This window comes from Hoeflea phototrophica DFL-43 (assembly GCF_000154705.2).
GTDB classification, from domain to species: domain Bacteria; phylum Pseudomonadota; class Alphaproteobacteria; order Rhizobiales; family Rhizobiaceae; genus Hoeflea; species Hoeflea phototrophica.
In genome coordinates, this window is sequence record NZ_CM002917.1 from 1,066,513 (window position 1) to 1,082,496 (window position 15,984).

The window sequence follows — 15,984 nt, forward strand, 5'->3', positions numbered from 1 at the left end:
ATCTCCTCCTTGGATCGTTGGATGTGTGGGTAGGCTGTTTTGCTCAGCTCCGTTTGCTCCGGATCAGCATGTCCAGAGCAACGGCGCAGATCAGGACGCCGCCGATGACGATCATCTGCCAGTAGATCGACACGGCCAGCATCGTCATCGTGTTGTTGATCAGGGCAACGAACACCACGCCAAGGAAGGCGCCCAGTATCGTGCCTTCGCCGCCTCTGAGGGAAGCGCCCCCGATCACCGCCGCGGCCAGAACCTGCAGCTCGATTCCGTTGCCCGCCGTGGGAGTGCCGCTCATCAGTCGAGAGGCCAGCAACACGCCGGCCAGGGCGGCCAGAACCCCGGTCAGGCCGTAAAGGATGATCCGCACGTGGGTGACATGAATGCCTGAAAGCATCGCTGCCTTCTCATTGGCTCCGATGAAATAGGCCTGGCGGAAAAAGCGCGTGTGGCGCACGGCGAGATCGAAAAACACCACCAGCAGGATCGTGACGAGAACGATCACCGGAAAACCGCCGATATCGGCCTTGCCTATCCAGGCAAATGAGGCCGGCAGGCTGGAGACGGAAAACCCTTCTGTGAGCACAAGGGCGATGCCGCGCGCGATGGACATCGTTCCGAGCGTCGCAATCAAGGGGTTTATTCCAAGCCCGGTGACCAGCAATCCGTTGAGAACGCCGATGATGGCGCCGAGAATGAGGCCGCCCAGGACCGCTACAGGTATCGGCACGCCTGCCAGGAGCAGCATCGCGACCACGGTCGATGACAGCGCCATAACCGATCCCACCGAAAGATCGAACCCTCCGGACGCGAGCAGGATGGCCATGCCGATCACGATGATCGCCGTGGGAGCCATGCCCACCGCAACCGCCCTGAAATTGGAAAAGCTGAGGAAATACGGGTTCAGGTTTGCCATCACGATGATGATGGTCACGATCAGAGCAATCAGGGTGAGTTCCCGGATGTCGACAAATGCCTTGAGGCCGCGACGAAAGAGCGGCATACGCTCAGGCGTGCTGGATTGGGCGGACAAAGTCACAATGTGGCTCCTGCATGATGGGTCGAACCGGTCGGCACGCCGAGCTTGTGGCCGGCGGCCATCTGCAGCAAAGCAGCTTCCGTTGCGTCATTTGCAGCGATGTCGCCCATGATCCTGCCTTCGTGGACAACCAGGATACGCGTTGCCAGGGAGACCAGTTCGGGGAAGTCCGAAGACACGATCAGGATCGCCATTCCCTCAGCGGCGCAGCGCAGCAGTTCTGTATGGATCTGGAATTTGGCGCCGACATCGACGCCCTTGGTAGGCTCTTCGATGATCAGAAGCTGGGGTGCGCGCTTGAGCCACTTGGCCAGCATGACCTTCTGCTGGTTGCCGCCGGACAGCGCACCGATACGCTCGCCCAATCCGCGGGTCTTGATGCCGAAGGCGCTGATGGCGGAGCGGCCGGCTTTCCGGATGGATGCCGCGTGCATGACCCCCAGTCTTGCGTGCTCGGGAAGGCTGGCAGCGATAAGATTGTCGCTCAGCGTTTGATCGAGAAAGAGCCCTTCGGTCTTGCGCTCTTCTGGCACGAAGCCGATCCCGGCGCGCATGGCCTCCCGCAGAGAATGGAACTGGACAGGCCGGCTGTGCAGCCTCACGCTACCCGATGCCCCGGGCATCAGACCGACGAGAGAGCGCACGATCTCACTGCGCCGGGCACCCATCAGACCGGCCATTCCGACGATCTCGCCGGCCTTGATGGCAAAGGAAACATCCTCGAATTGGCCTGGATGGGTGAGGGCGGTCACGGCGAGCACTTCCGTTCCGCCGGTATCGCCTGAGCGGCTGACATCGCCGGGATGCGCGCCGCCGATCATTTCCGCAACAACTCGCTTCTGCGAAGTCTGGGACGTCGGCAACGTGCTGATCCTGTAGCCGTCGCGCAGGACGGTGACCCGGTCCGCAATGCGAAAAATCTCGTCCATATGGTGGCTGACATAGACGATGCCGATGCCCTTGCGGGTCAGTTTCCGCAACACTTCGAACAGCGCCTCCACTTCGTCGGGCGCAAGAGCCGACGTGGGTTCATCGAGAAGCAGAATTCGGGAATTGAGAGACAGCGCCTTGGCGATTTCGACAATCTGCCGGGAACTGATCGGCAGACTGTCCACGGGACGCGACACGTCAAGATCCAGACCAAATTCAGACAACAGCGCCGTGGCCCTGCGCCGCAGTTTGGCCCAGTCCACCACACCGAAACGGGATGGCGCGCGCCCCGCATAGATGTTCTCGGCAACCGACAGCGCCCCGGCAAGGCTGAGTTCCTGAAACACGCAGCTGATTCCGAGCGCCTGCGCATGCGATGGGGTGTCGATACGCGTCTCGAGTCCGCCGCAGAAGATCTTGCCGCCCGAAGGTTGATGCAGACCGTAGAGCAGGCCGAGGCATGTGGATTTGCCCGCGCCATTCTCGCCGCAAAGCGCATGGATCTCGCCCGGATGCAGCGCGAAGTCGACGCCATCCAGAACGACATTTGAGCCAAAGCTCTTGCACACGCCCTCCAGCCGGATGAGCGATTGCACCGCCAGAGCGTCGAGATCCGATGCAGCTGTCACAGTTCTTCCTCCCGCCGCAAAATTGGCGTCTAAGATATCAGATGTCAATCGATAAGTTTGCGAATGGAACAATTTGGTGCCGCGAGATACCGGCCAAAAAAAACGGCCCCTAAGGGGCCGCCTGAAATCAAGCCAAGGGGACTTTGGCTCACTGGGCGACGGTGCCCTCCAGAACGATGGTCGCGCTTTTATAGGCCTGACGCGTGCGGTCGATATGTTCGGCCAGCAGCGACCGGATGACCTGCATGTCGCCCTCGCGCACGGCTCTGGCGATGCACTGATGCTCTTCAAAGGACAATTCGGTGTGCTGGGGGAGTCTGGCCAGATGGGTGCGCAAGGCCGCGATCTTGCCGACATAGCGGGTGTAGCTTGCCGTCAGATAATCGTTGCCGGCATGTTCGAAAATCATTTGGTGAAAGGCGGTGTCGAGGGCGAGATAGGCTTTCTCGTTGCCGGCCGCACGCTCCCTCGCCATGTTGTCGACCACGCGTTGCATCGACTTGGCGAGACCTTCGGGATCCCGCGACAGGGCCAGCTCGAAGGCGGCGGTTTCTATGGCCTGCCGGAAATCACAGATCTGAGTGACCTCTTCATCGGTGAGGGAAAAGACGCGTGCGCCTTTTTGCGGCTCAATGCTCACCAACCCCTCGTCGCGAAGCTGTGCCAACGCCTCGCGTACCGGTGATTTGGAAACGCCAAGTTCCTCCGAAATGCTGCGTTCTGAAAGAGTCTGGCCCATTTTCAAGGAGCCGTCGATGATGCTGTTTCGCAAATGCACCAGGGCAAGTTCGCGCAGCGATTTCGGTCTCTCCAGAACCATCTTGCATTCTCCAAAAAAGAATTTGCGATATCCAAATTATCTGATACACCAGATTAAACAAGCTGGAATATCAGATATCAGGTTGATTGTTGGGAGGACAATTTACCATGCAGGCAGAGTTGGTCGTCGACTGCAAAAACCAGCACGGTGAGGGGATCTTCTGGAATCCCGCCGATGCTCTGGTTTGGTGGACGGATATCGAAGGGCGCGCATTGTGGTCCTTCGATCCTGTGACAGGAAACAGTGCCCGCCACGGCATGTCGGAACGCGTCTGCTGCTTCGCACCCCGCGCTGCAGGCGGTTTGATTGTTGCCTACGCAGATCGTGTCGTGTTGTTCGATCCCGCCACCGCTCAGGAAAAGCTCGTCACGCTGTTTGAACCCGACAATCCGGAAACCCGCCTCAATGACGGGCGAACTGACCGTGCGGGGCGATTGATCGTGGGCGGCATGAACGAGGTGTCCGGCAAGGCCAATTCGTCAGTTCTGTGCATCGACACCGACCTTACGGTCCGCACTCTCCTGGAGGGTGTTTCATGCGCCAATTCGACCTGCTTCTCGCCCGATGGAGCGACGATGTTTTTTGCCGACACGCCGGATCGTCAAATCTTCGCGTTCGATTATGACATCGGCACCGGTCAGGTTTCGAACCGCCGACTCCATGCATCCTTCAACGACGAACCCGGCCTGCCCGACGGATCCTGTGTGGACGCCGAAGGAGGGGTTTGGAACGCTGAATGGGAGGGGCGCAGGGTAGTGCGTGTCGCGCCCGACGGAAAGATCGACCGGATCGTCGAGGTTCCGGTCTGGAAACCCACCTGTTGCGCATTTGGCGGACCCGACCTCGATATTTTGTTCATCACCACCTCGCGCCTCATGAGCGACGAGGAAGTTCTCAAAAAGGAACCGGACTCAGGCGGTCTTTTTGCCGTGAAGCCTGGCAACCGCGGAGTGATCGACGCTCCGTTTAACGGATAGCAACCCATTTCAGGAGGAGAATACAATGTTGAAACAACTGACGAACACGATGCTGGCGTTGGGCTTTTCCGCGCTCGCAACAACGGCCTGGGCGCAAGACTACCCCAAGCCAGTACCACTGGCTGACGGAGCCCAGGCGCCGATTGAGGCCATCAAGCCGAAGAACGAAAAATTCCGTGTGGCCTACATGCCGCCCGCGACGGAATTCAACTACTACATCGCAATCGGAGAGGGCATCAAAGCCGTCGCCGCTGAAGAGGGCGTTGAGGTCTTTATGCTGGCCCCGCAATCGGGGGCAGATATCAACGGTCAGATGGGCATGATCCAGGATGTGCTGACCCAGGATGTGGACGCGATCATCTTTGGCACGCATGATGAATTCGCTGCCGCGCCGCTGCTCAAGCAGGCTGTCGACAAGGGCATGGCGGTCGTCATGATCAACTCCGACATCGCGAATTTCCCGACCCCGATTCATGGCGTGGTTGGCTACTCGCAGCGCAACGGCACCCACAAGCTCGCAGAGTGGGCCATCGAAACCTATGGCAGCAAACCGCTAAACGTTGGCATCATCGAAGGTCAGCCGGGCTACCACTCGACTGAGCGTGTTGGCGGTTTCCTCGACGGCATCAAAGGCAACGAAAACTTCGACGTGGTCGTATCGATCGACGGCAAGTGGAACGTCGAAGGCGGAAACACGGCCGGGATGGATATCCTGCAGTCGCACCCGGATCTTGATATGATCTTTGCCGCCAACGATTACATGATCATCGGCGCGTCCTTCGCGGCCAAGGCGCTGGGTCGGTCTGACATCGTGCTTCTGGGCAACGATGGAGACACCTCCGGACTTGAGGAAATTGCGGCCGGCAGTGTGACGGCAACCGTCAACACCTCGCCATTCCTCATGGGCAAGGCTGCGATGCACGCCACGATCGATGCGCTCAATGGCACATATCCCGGCGGCTGGATCGAAACCCCGACATCGATCGAGGACAAGGACGGCGCGGTCCGCGTCCTGCAGGAACCTGAAAAGCTCTTCCCGCAGCCCTCGAAACAGTACTGATCCGTTCTCCCGGCTCCCTGGCGGCGCGCATCTGCGTCGCCGGGGAGCAAACCACTTTCCGAAATCCGCAATCCTGGCGAGGCTATGACGATGGAAGCCGCGACACCCCTTTGGGAATTTGTCGATGTTAGCAAGACCTATCCCGGCGTTCTGGCGAACGACAGGGTGTGCATCAAGCTTCTGCCCGGCTCCATACACGGGCTCCTGGGTGAGAACGGCTGCGGCAAATCGACGATGATCAAGACGCTCTCAGGAGTACAGCAGCCTGACAGTGGTGAGATCCTATACAACGGGAAGGCGGTTCAGATCGCCGATCCGCAGGCCGCGCGGGATTTCGGGATCGCGACCGTTTTCCAGGAGTTCTCGATCGTCCCCACGCTTTCAGTCGGGGAGAACATTTTTCTTGGCAACATGCCCCGATCCCGCTTTGGCGTAATCGATTGGGCAAAAGTGCAAAACGATGCCGCCGCCGTCCTGACCGAGATGGACGTCGACATCTCGCCGGATGCGATCACCGGAACACTTTCCGTCGGCGAACAACAGCTTGTCGAGATCGCCAAGGCCATCGCGATGAACGCCCGCATGATCATTCTCGATGAGCCGACCGCGGCTTTGGGAGAAGATGAGATCGAGCGTCTGCATCAGCTCTTGCGTGCGATGCGCGACCGCGGCACTGCAATCCTCTATGTCTCGCATCGCCTCGATGAGGTTGAACGGATCGTCGATGAGGTGACGATCCTGCGCAACGGTCGAGTCGTGCGCGCCAGCGGCGAAACCGGGATCAATGTGTCCGAGATCGTCAGCGCCATGGTCGGCGAGGACATCAGCGACCACTACCCCAAGGAACGCAACGCCAGCAGCGAAGTGGTTCTTGAAGCACAAGGTCTTGCCACCAGGGCAGGTGTCACAGACACATCGTTCACCCTGCGCCGCGGCGAGGTTCTCGGCCTTGGAGGAGTGCTTGGCAGTGGCCGCACGGAGATTGCACGCGCCCTGTTTGGCACCGATAATTTGACTGCCGGACAGATCCTGCTGAGGGGCGAGCCGGTGAAATTCCGCCGTGAGATTGACGCAATCCGCGCAGGGCTTGGGCTGGTTCCGGAGAACCGAAAGTCCGACGGCCTGTTTTTCAACTTTCGTGCCAGCGGAAACATAACTGCCGCTGCACTCGGTGGCCTGGCGCGATTTGGCGTCCTGAACCTTCGAGCGGAAGAGCGTGCTACGCAGGATCTGATCCGCGATCTTGAGATCTCGACACAGGCGGAAGAAAAAACCGTGAACTTTCTCTCAGGCGGCAATCAGCAGAAGATCGTCATCGCCCGCTGGCTGTTCTCGGATGCGGATATCCTGATCCTCGACGAGCCGACCCAGGGCATCGATATCGGCGCCAAGATTGCGGTGTACAGGTTGATCAACAAGCTCACCGGCGCAGGCAAATCGATCATTCTCATCAGCTCTGATCATGACGAACTGTTGGCCATGAGTGACCGCATCGCGGTTGTTCAGCATGGAGCGATCAAGAGAACCGTTGAAGCGTCGGAATTGTCGCATGATGACCTCGTGCGTGCGTCCGCAGAGCCAATTTCGACCCGCACAGAGGAGGTCTTTGCATGAGACGTATCTTCGACACCCAGTTGATCGGACCTTTTGCCGCCATGGTGATCGTGGCCCTGATCGTGGCGTTGACAACGGACCGGTTTCTCAATCCCGGCAATCTGTCGAACCTGTTTCTTCAAGTGAGCATCGTGGCGCTCATAGCGATCGGATCAACCATCGTGATTTTTGCAGCGGGCATCGACCTCAGCTCGGGCTCAATGGTGGCCCTGCTGACAATGATCCTCGCCCAGATGCTCAAATTCGCAGGCATCCCGCTTGTGCTGGCATTGCCCTTGATCCTGGTCTTCGGTGGTCTGCTCGGCCTGTTGATCGGTTTGATCACCGCCTATGGGCGAATACCCTCGTTTATAACGACGCTGGCGGCACTGATAGCGTTTCGCGGTCTCGCGCTGACCTTCAACAACGGGTCGCCCATCTTTTCGCTTGATCCGGCGCTTGAGCCGATATTCTACGGCAAACTGCTCGGGATCCCCCTGCCGTTCTTCTATCTGGTTTTCTTTTACGCGTTCGCCGCCTTCGCGATGAATTTCACCAAGCTGGGCCGTGAGATCTACGCCGTTGGCGGCAACCCTGCAGCCGCTATCCTGACAGGCATCGATGTCAAGAAGGTGCAGACCACGACATTTGTGATCGCAGGCTTCATGACCGCCGTTGGCGCAATCCTGATGTCTGCCCGGCTGAATTCCGGTTCGCCCAATTACGGACAGACATTGGAGCTTCAGGCGATCGCTGCCGCTGTGGTTGGTGGGGCCAGCCTGGCTGGCGGCCGCGGAAACATCCTCGCGACCCTGATGGGTGCGATGACCATCGTGATCGTTCAGAACGGGCTCAATCTGAACGCGGCACCCTCGTCGGTACAGAACATCGTGCTCGGCCTGATCATCCTGCTCGCGGTTGGCATTGACATGTGGCGAACCGAGATATCGGCACTCATGGCGCGCGCTTTCGGGGGTGGTGCGGAAACCCCAAAACGTCCTTTGAAAAAGGGAGCCTGAGGTGGATCTGGGACTCAAAAGCAAACGTGTTCTGGTAACCGGATCGGGTTCCGGCATAGGCAAGGCAACGGCTCGCGTCTATCTGGAGGAAGGTGCAGATGTGATCGTACACGGTCTGACCGGCGAAGAAGTGGCGGCATGCATCCATGACCTTTCGCCACTCGGCAATGTGCAGGGCCTGGCCGGTGACCTTACCAAAACCTCCGATGCAACAGCCATCGCAGACTTTGCCCAGGCGCAGGGCCCGATTGATATTCTGGTCAACAATGTCGGCATCTTTTCGGTCAAGCCGTTCGAGGATCTGACCGACGAAGACTGGATGCGCTACTTCGATATCAATGTCATGTCGGCCGTGCGCATGAGCAGGATATTCCTGCCGTCCATGCTCAGGCGTGGCAGCGGATCGATCATCAACATGGCCAGCGAAGCCGGGGTCAAGCCATTGCCCCAGATGGTTCACTACTCGGTCACCAAGACCGCTATGCTTGGCTTGACCAGGGGCATGGCGGAACTGACCAAGGGGACAGGGGTTCGGGTCAACGCGATCCTTCCCGGGCCGACCTGGACCGAAGGGGTCGAAGCCTATTTTGACGGACTGGCCGAACAGAAGGGCGAAAATCTCGACACCATTGTCGACAACTACTTCAAGAGCGACGAGCCGACCTCTCTCATTCAGCGCTTTGTCCGGCCGGATGAAGTCGCTCGCATGATCGTCACGATATCGGCCAGTACCGCCTCGAACGGCGCTGCGCACCGGATCGAGGGCGGCATAATCCGCAGCATTCTCTGACATACAGAAAAGGAATCTCCCATGGTTGCACTTACATTCTCTCACATCGGCATCACGGTTCCTGACCTTGAGAAGGCGGTCGAGTTCTATTCCAAAGCCTTCGATCTCTACGTGTTGATGCCTCCTACGGAAATCCTTCATGACGACAGCGCCATCGGTCAGATGTGTGATGATGTTTTTGGCGAAGGCTGGGGCAAATTCCGCATCGCGCACCTGTCGATGGGCGACGGGATCGGGATCGAGCTGTTCGAATTTCCCAAGACCATCGAAGAGGATCGCCCGTTCGAATATTGGCGTCGCGGTCTGTTTCATTTCTGCGTGCAGGACGCCGATCTGGAAGGGCGGGTCAAAATCATCGAAGCGCTCGGCGGCCGCCAGCGTATGCAACAGGTCCGCAAATACTATCCCGGCGAAAAGCCCTATCGCATGGTCTATATGGAAGACCCCTTCGGCAACGTCTTCGAGCTCTACAGCCACTCCTATGAGTTGACCTACTCGGCGGGCGCTTATGATTGACCAGGGGGCTTTCACACCACGCACGGATAAGCCCAAGGTTGTCATCACCGATTACGACTTTGGCAATGTCAGCGTCGAAAAAGAGATCCTCGAAGCCGCAGGCGCTGAGGTGATCGCGCTTCAGGCCAAGCGGGAAGAGGATCTTTTCGACGTGGCACCCCATTGCGCGGCGATGATCAACCAATACGCGCGGGTCGGCCGCGAAACCATCTTGCGCATGAAGTCTTGTGAGGTGATCGCGCGCTATGGCGTTGGGGTCGACATTGTCGATGTCGACGCGGCGACCGAACGGGGTATTCTGGTGACCAATGTGCAGAATTACTGCACCGAGGAAGTGGCGGACCATGCGATTTCGCTCTGGCTGACCCTTGCCCGTAAACTGCCCGCCTATGACCGTGCGACACATGCGGGCATCTGGCGATGGCAGAGCGGTCAGCCGGTCTATCGCCTGCGTGGGCGGACGATGGGCGTTGTGTCGCTTGGCAAGATCGGACAGGCCATCGCGTCCCGCGCCAGGGCTTTCGGAGTTGAGGTGATTGCCTATGATCCCTTCCTGCCAGCCGAGGCTGCGGCGTCGCTGAATGTCGAGCTTGTGTCCAAAGCGGATCTTCTGGCGCGGTCGGACTATATCCTGATGCAGGCACCGATGACGTCGCAGACACGGCACTTCCTGTCAGATGCGGAATTTGCCGCGATTAAGCCCGGCGCAATTCTGGTCAACACCGGGCGTGGTCCGACCGTCGACAACAAGGCGCTGTTCCGGGCTCTGACGGAAGGGAATCTGGGTGCCGCAGGTCTCGATGATCCCGAAGAGGAGCCTGCCAAGCGGGCGAATTGGTCACCAGACGACAACCCGATCTTCACCTTGCCCAACGTGCTGGTGACACCGCATGTCGCCTACTATTCGGAGGAATCCATTCTTGCGGCGCGGGTCACCGCAGCGACGCAGGTGGCCAAAGTGCTGACCGGACAAGAACCAGACTACACCGTGAATGCCGCCGCTTTGGCGCTGTCCACGCAATAAGGGAGATGAGAGTGCTCAAGGTTTACAACGACTTCACCCGCAAGCCGGACCTTTTGGAGAAATTCGACAAGGTGGTGACCTGCTATTCCGCCGCGGCCGTTTTCGCCGACGTCCAGTACAGGACAGGCGTGATGGACAGCGGCATCAAACCTGCATTCCGTGCCAAGATCACTGGTCAGGCGGTCACGGTTCAACTCTCCAAGGGCGATCTGGTCGACCCGCTCAAGGCCCTCGAGATGGGACAGCCCGGCGACGTCATCGTGGTCGACGCTGGCGGCGACCTGAACACTTCGGTCTGCGGAGGGTTGATGGGCGGACTGGCGCAGAACCGCGGCATTCGCGGCATGATCGTCGACGGTGCGGGCCGCGACACCGACGAACTGGAAGACATCAACTGGCCGATCTGGACCCGCGCGATCACTCCGCGCGGCACCCACACAATGTTCTCCGGTCGCAAGGAAGAGCTGTCGATCAATGTGCCAATTGCCTGTGGTGGCGTCGTCGTCAATCCCGGTGATTTCATCGTGGCCGACCTAATGGGCGTCGTCGTAATTCCGCTCGACAAGGCCGAAGAGATCGTGGCCCTCGCACAGGAGCAGGCCGACCGTGAAGAGCAAACCCGCAAATGGGTCGCAAAGGGCAAGACTGTAGAGGATCTGCTCAATGAGTTCGGTCGAATCTGAGCCTGCGTTGATCGGCATTGATTGGGGGAGCTCGTCGCTGCGGGCCTTTCTGATCAGCGCCAGCGGCGAGGTGCTTCACAGCGCTTCCTCCTGCGAGGGGATCATGCATGTGTCCGACATGGATTTCGATGCCGTGTTCGATGCCATGGTGCGAACGCTGGCCGGTGGCAAGACCCTGCCGATCCTCGCCTCGGGCATGATCACCAGCCGCAATGGCTGGGTCGAGACGCCCTATGTGCGGATTCCGACAGGAGCGGACACGCTTGCGCAGTCATTGGTCTTCCATGAGACGAAAAGCGGAGCCCGGATCCACTTTGTCACGGGCGCCATGACCGAGCATCTTGGCAGGCCCGATGTGATGCGGGGCGAGGAGACGCAGATTGTGGGAGCCTCCGCCCTTGACCTGGCCGATGGCGTTTTCGTCATGCCGGGCACTCACAGCAAATGGGTCCATGTCAGCGCCGGGCGGATCGAGGATTTCAACACATATATGACCGGAGAAGTCTTCGCGGCGCTGAAGGGGCATACGATCCTGGGACGACTGATGGAGAACGGCAGCTTCAACGTCGAAGGCTTTGAGCAGGGTGTTGCCGCAGCGCTGGATGCCGGGGCCAATCTGTTACACGACTTGTTTCATGTGCGAACCCTGCCTCTGATGGGCAAGATCGAGGGCAATGTTACGGCCGACTATTTGTCCGGATTGCTGATCGGAACCGAAATTGCGGCGGCGACCCGTGGCCTGGATGGCGCGGAAAAGATCACCATCGTCGGGCGCAGTGATCTCTCAGACCGCTATGAGATCGCTCTGCGCGCAGCCGGACTTGAGAGCCGCCGGGCGCCGGATGACATTGTCGCCAAAGGGCACTTCCTCATCGCACGGGCGGCGGGCCTTGTCGCATGATGGATCTCGATGCAGCATTGGCGGCGATGCCGCTTATCGCGATTTTACGGGGCCTTGAGCCTGACAATGCGGAACCCGTCGCCAATCTGCTGCTCGCAGCGGGTTTCCGCATCATCGAAGTGCCGCTCAACTCGCCACAGCCACTCGATTCGATCTCTCGCATCGCCAGATTGTGCGGCAACAAGGCGATTGTCGGCGCGGGCACGGTTCTCAGTATCGCCGATGTCGAAGCCGTCGCTCAGGCCGGAGGGCGGGCGATCGTCTCGCCCAACCTAAATGCGGATGTTGGCCGTGCCGCGATCGAACGCGGGCTCTACTGGTGTCCCGGTGTCCTGACCCCGACGGAAGCGTTTGCCGCTCTCGACCTTGGAGCGTCGCTGCTCAAGATCTTCCCCGCGGAAATGGTGCCGCCCGCCGCAATCGCCGCCCTGCGCGCAGTGTTGCCAGAACATGCGATCATTGCAGCCGTTGGAAGCATCACCCCTCAAACGCTACCGCAATACCACGAAGCCGGCGCACGTGCGTTCGGTCTTGGCTCGTCTCTTTTCAAACCGGATTATGATCTGGAAGAGCTCGCCGAGCGAGCGGGGGCATTTACTGACACCTTGAAAGGATTGGCAGGGTAGGCGGCCTGAAGCAGATTTTTGTAACGCGTAACCGAAGCAGCAACAACAAGAGAGCAGAAGCGTTCTGTTCCGAAAGTGGCGATCCCGCGAACAGAGCCATTTAATCGCCCATTCCTGAAACAGTGAACGGCAGCTTCGCGCCCTGTTAAGACCTGGATACGGAGCGCAGCGAATGGCTGCTTAGGGGAGCTTGGTCCAAGATCGCGAACGACCGTCTTGGGGGCGCAAAGCGGTCGCTCTGAAGTCGATGTTTAGGCTTGGCAACCGACGTCCCGTAACGTCTCCAAACTCCTGCTGGACTTCCCCGTCAAGGCAAGCATTCCTGCTGTCGGGTCAGCGGAATGAGTGTCGATGCTGATCCTGCCCGCAGTGCGGGCTTCACTCAGTGCGGGGCCGGATAATCCGGCTCCGAAAACTGAGTGGAGATCAAGATGAATACCCAGAACATCGAGAATGAAGCAGACCAGAATGCGCGTCCGGGCACGGCGACAGCAAATGCGTCGAAAAGGAAGCGCGGCGCCACTCCAGCGAAGTCGGGCAACAAAGGCTCCAAGAGTAAGCAAGATCAGTTGGTGGCCCTGCTGTCCAAGCCCAATGGAGTCCGCATTTCGGTGATCTCGGACCGACTGGGATGGCAAGCCCATACGGTGCGAGCTGCGATTTCAGGCCTGCGCAAGCGTGGGTATGAGATCGTGACGTCGAAGTCCCAGAAAACAGGCGAAATGGTCTATGCCATTAATGCCGCAGTTGAGGAGATTGAAGCCGAAGCTGCCGAGGCATCGTCATGAACCGGATGGTGAGGACAGGGGAGGTCCAGGATGTCGCTCGCTTTGAAGCGATGTCCCGCGAGGACTGCATCGACGAATGGCGGCGTACGATGGGAGGTCAGTCGCTCAAGTATGTCTCGGTGCAGTTCATGCGCAGTGCATTGGCCTATGAAGCACAGATCAAAGCGTATGGCGGTCATTCAAACGCGGTTCGAAGGGCTCTCAAAACCGCTTTGAAGGCCGAACAAAGATCATCTGAAGCAGGAGGACGGCAAAAGCCGGCTCTCCAATCCTCTCTCAGGCCCGGAACCCATCTGGTCCGGGAGTGGAATGGCAGAACCTACCAAATCGAGGTCTTGGATGATGGCTTCCAGATGGACGGCAAACGATATCGCTCTCTGAGCGCCATTGCGCGGAAGATCACCGGCGCCCACTGGTCCGGGCCACGCTTCTTCGGATTGGGGTAGACAATGAAGAAGATCCGCTGTGCCATTTATACACGGAAATCATCGGAGGAGGGGCTGGACCAGGAGTTCAATTCCCTCCATGCCCAGCGGGAGGCCTGTGCCGCCTATATCGCCAGCCAGAAGCATGAAGGTTGGGTGGCTTTGCCCGAGCATTATGATGATGGCGGCATCTCCGGTGGTACTCTGGAAAGGGCAGGACTCAAGAAACTGCTCCAGCATGTGGATGAAGGGCTGGTCGACCAGATCGTCGTCTACAAGATCGACCGGCTCACGAGATCGCTTGCGGATTTCGCCAAGCTGGTCGACCGGCTGGATGCAGCCGATGCGTCGTTCGTGTCGGTGACGCAATCCTTCAATACCGCGACCAGCATGGGCAGACTAACCCTCAATGTGCTTCTCTCCTTCGCCCAGTTTGAACGCGAAGTCACAGCGGAGCGGATCAGGGACAAGATCGCAGCTTCCAAGAAGAAGGGGCTTTGGATGGGAGGCGCCATCCCGTTGGGCTACGAGCCGGATGGACGAACATTGAAGATTGTACCGGGAGAGGCCGAGACGGTCAGAACGCTCTATGACCTCTACCTTCAGCATCGCTCGATCCTGGCGGTGGTGGATCACGCCAACCGGCTGGGGCTGCGCGGCAAGGTAAAGTTGAGGAAGCAGAAGAAGGCTAACATGTGGCCTGACGAAAACGGAAGCGACGCCACAACGCCTTCAACCGACCCTCATGCTTATAGTGTCCCTTTCGAGCGCGCAGCACTTCACTACCTGCTGACCAACCCGGTATATGCCGGTCGCATCCGGCACAAAGGCATAATCCACGAAGGGCAGCATCCGCCAATCGTCGATCAGAATGTCTGGAATAAGGTCCAGGAACATCTGCAGGAAGGAGCTGCTCGAAAGCGGGGACAGGGCAAGGATGGGGTCATCATCAGTCCGCTTGCCAGTAAGCTTGTTGATGAGGTCGGCGACATGCTTACACCGAGCCAAGCCAACAAGAAGGGCAAGCGCTATCGTTATTATGTCTCGAACCGCCTGCTCAACACTGCCGGGAAAGACGATAGCAACAGGAAGACCGGTGGCTGGAGGCTGCCAGCCAAGGCGCTTGAGGATCAGATTGCCAACGCAATCCTGTCCCATCTGCTCAACCGGCTTCCCGTCGATCTGCTGATCAATCCTGCAGCCGATATAATTTCAAAGATTGGCAGCAACCTCGATCTACTGGATGTGCTATCGCGCACGAAAAGTCCGATCGCTATCCTCCCCTGCATCGAAAGGGGAACCATCAGGCCCGGCGCAATTGAGATTAGTCTCGGTCCCGAAACGCTCGCTGACACACTCGAGATCTCGGAAGATGAACTGAACCCGGGTGCTTTGATGTTCACGCTGCCGTTCCAGTTCAGAAAGCGTGGTGTCGAGACAAAGCTCACGATCGGAACTGACCATGCGAAACCGATCGACACCACGCTGATCAGCAGCATAGCCAAGGCGCATCAGTACTACGACGCGATCAAGAACGGCCAGACATTCGAGGACATCGCGGAGAGCGAAAACCTCTCCAAGCGGCGGATCATGCAGGTGATTGACCTGGCATTCCTGGCCCCGGACATCGTCAAGCTGATCGTCCAAGGCGATCAACCCTTAGGCCTCACCGCAAAATGGCTTGGCATCAATCCAATGCCATCGGACTGGCAGGCACAACGGCGCATAGTTGCGACTCTCTGATTGAGCACCAAACCCCAAATACCCCGATGGCCTGGTGATGCTCTTTCGGCAAACTGTCAGCCCCAAATTGGCCGACTGAGACTTTCGGCGTTTCAGGGGCCGGGAAAAGCCACATATCCGGTCTCAGTCACACGAGTGCGCTTGCAAGCCAATGAAATATAGCCGCAATCCGAGCGAGAAAGTAAATCAGATCAAAAGCTTGGAAAGAGTGGCTGGGGAACCTGGATTCGAACCAGGACTAACGGAGTCAGAGTCCGTGGGTCTACCGTTAACCTATTCCCCAACGATGGCCGGGACCGGCGAACCGGTCAGCGCGGCGGTGTATAACAATAATCGGTGCGGATGCAAACACTGTCGTGAAACTTTCTCGATTCCCGCAGGCCGCGTCGCAGCCCCTTCTGGACCTCATGGCATTTCAGGCCGC

The 15,984-nt window shown here is 58.7% G+C and carries 16 protein-coding genes and 1 tRNA gene; 13 read left to right on the forward strand and 4 right to left on the reverse strand.

Annotated features, from left to right (window positions below):
• Positions 1-43: 43 nt before the first annotated feature.
• From HPDFL43_RS05010 to HPDFL43_RS05020, 3 genes are all read right to left on the reverse strand, one after another.
• Positions 44-1,036 carry an ABC transporter permease gene (locus tag HPDFL43_RS05010; RefSeq protein WP_156970200.1) on the reverse strand — a complete coding sequence of 331 codons (993 nt, stop codon included), beginning with the start codon at positions 1,034-1,036 and terminating at the stop codon, positions 44-46.
• Positions 1,033-2,595: a sugar ABC transporter ATP-binding protein gene (locus HPDFL43_RS05015; RefSeq protein ID WP_007196184.1), complete on the reverse strand. Its 1,563-nt coding sequence runs from the start codon at positions 2,593-2,595 to the stop codon at positions 1,033-1,035. Before HPDFL43_RS05015 ends, HPDFL43_RS05010 begins: the two co-directional genes overlap by 4 nt.
• Positions 2,596-2,743: 148 nt before the next feature.
• On the reverse strand, positions 2,744-3,415 hold the full coding sequence (locus HPDFL43_RS05020) for a GntR family transcriptional regulator (protein WP_007196185.1): 672 nt from the start codon (positions 3,413-3,415) through the stop codon (positions 2,744-2,746).
• Between the two features lie 107 nt (positions 3,416-3,522).
• Here HPDFL43_RS05020 and HPDFL43_RS05025 point away from each other — a divergent pair, with 107 nt between their 5' ends.
• The 13 genes from HPDFL43_RS05025 (at position 3,523) to HPDFL43_RS05085 (ending at position 15,560) form a co-directional block, all read left to right on the forward strand.
• Complete coding sequence (locus HPDFL43_RS05025; protein ID WP_007196186.1) at positions 3,523-4,392, forward strand: SMP-30/gluconolactonase/LRE family protein; 870 nt, start codon at positions 3,523-3,525, stop codon at positions 4,390-4,392.
• 25 nt (positions 4,393-4,417) lie between these two features.
• Positions 4,418-5,452 carry a sugar ABC transporter substrate-binding protein gene (locus HPDFL43_RS05030; protein WP_007196187.1) on the forward strand — a complete coding sequence of 345 codons (1,035 nt, stop codon included), beginning with the start codon at positions 4,418-4,420 and terminating at the stop codon, positions 5,450-5,452.
• A gap of 84 nt (positions 5,453-5,536) precedes the next feature.
• Complete coding sequence (locus HPDFL43_RS05035; RefSeq protein ID WP_210165622.1) at positions 5,537-7,066, forward strand: sugar ABC transporter ATP-binding protein; 1,530 nt, start codon at positions 5,537-5,539, stop codon at positions 7,064-7,066.
• The gene (locus HPDFL43_RS05040) at positions 7,063-8,064 is read left to right on the forward strand and encodes an ABC transporter permease (protein WP_052093159.1); all 1,002 of its coding nucleotides are present in this window, start codon (positions 7,063-7,065) and stop codon (positions 8,062-8,064) included. Before HPDFL43_RS05035 ends, HPDFL43_RS05040 begins: the two co-directional genes overlap by 4 nt.
• A gap of 1 nt (position 8,065) precedes the next feature.
• Positions 8,066-8,854, forward strand: a complete 789-nt coding sequence (locus tag HPDFL43_RS05045; protein ID WP_007196189.1) for an SDR family NAD(P)-dependent oxidoreductase — start codon at positions 8,066-8,068, stop codon at positions 8,852-8,854.
• A gap of 21 nt (positions 8,855-8,875) precedes the next feature.
• Positions 8,876-9,370 carry a lactoylglutathione lyase family protein gene (locus HPDFL43_RS05050; RefSeq protein WP_007196190.1) on the forward strand — a complete coding sequence of 165 codons (495 nt, stop codon included), beginning with the start codon at positions 8,876-8,878 and terminating at the stop codon, positions 9,368-9,370.
• Positions 9,363-10,394 (forward strand): C-terminal binding protein, encoded by a 1,032-nt coding sequence (locus tag HPDFL43_RS05055; protein ID WP_007196191.1) that lies wholly within the window; start codon positions 9,363-9,365, stop codon positions 10,392-10,394. The genes HPDFL43_RS05050 and HPDFL43_RS05055 overlap by 8 nt, the downstream gene beginning before the upstream one ends.
• Before the next feature lie 5 nt (positions 10,395-10,399).
• The gene (locus HPDFL43_RS05060) at positions 10,400-11,077 is read left to right on the forward strand and encodes an RraA family protein (protein WP_007196192.1); all 678 of its coding nucleotides are present in this window, start codon (positions 10,400-10,402) and stop codon (positions 11,075-11,077) included.
• Entirely contained in the window at positions 11,058-11,978 is a 921-nt protein-coding gene (locus HPDFL43_RS05065) for a 2-dehydro-3-deoxygalactonokinase (protein ID WP_007196193.1), read from the forward strand. The genes HPDFL43_RS05060 and HPDFL43_RS05065 overlap by 20 nt, the downstream gene beginning before the upstream one ends.
• The gene (locus HPDFL43_RS05070; protein WP_040449081.1) at positions 11,975-12,604 is read left to right on the forward strand and encodes a 2-dehydro-3-deoxy-6-phosphogalactonate aldolase; all 630 of its coding nucleotides are present in this window, start codon (positions 11,975-11,977) and stop codon (positions 12,602-12,604) included. The genes HPDFL43_RS05065 and HPDFL43_RS05070 overlap by 4 nt, the downstream gene beginning before the upstream one ends.
• A gap of 431 nt (positions 12,605-13,035) precedes the next feature.
• The gene (locus HPDFL43_RS21275) at positions 13,036-13,392 is read left to right on the forward strand and encodes a DUF3489 domain-containing protein (RefSeq protein WP_156970201.1); all 357 of its coding nucleotides are present in this window, start codon (positions 13,036-13,038) and stop codon (positions 13,390-13,392) included.
• A complete protein-coding gene (locus tag HPDFL43_RS05080; protein WP_007196196.1) occupies positions 13,389-13,838 on the forward strand; it encodes a DUF2924 domain-containing protein in 450 nt (149 codons plus the stop codon). Before HPDFL43_RS21275 ends, HPDFL43_RS05080 begins: the two co-directional genes overlap by 4 nt.
• Before the next feature lie 3 nt (positions 13,839-13,841).
• Positions 13,842-15,560, forward strand: a complete 1,719-nt coding sequence (locus tag HPDFL43_RS05085) for a recombinase family protein (protein ID WP_007196197.1) — start codon at positions 13,842-13,844, stop codon at positions 15,558-15,560.
• A 209-nt stretch (positions 15,561-15,769) separates the two neighbouring features.
• On the opposite strand, the gene HPDFL43_RS05090 is transcribed toward HPDFL43_RS05085, so the two are convergent.
• A tRNA-Gln gene (locus HPDFL43_RS05090) sits at positions 15,770-15,843 on the reverse strand.
• Positions 15,844-15,984: the final 141 nt, after the last annotated feature.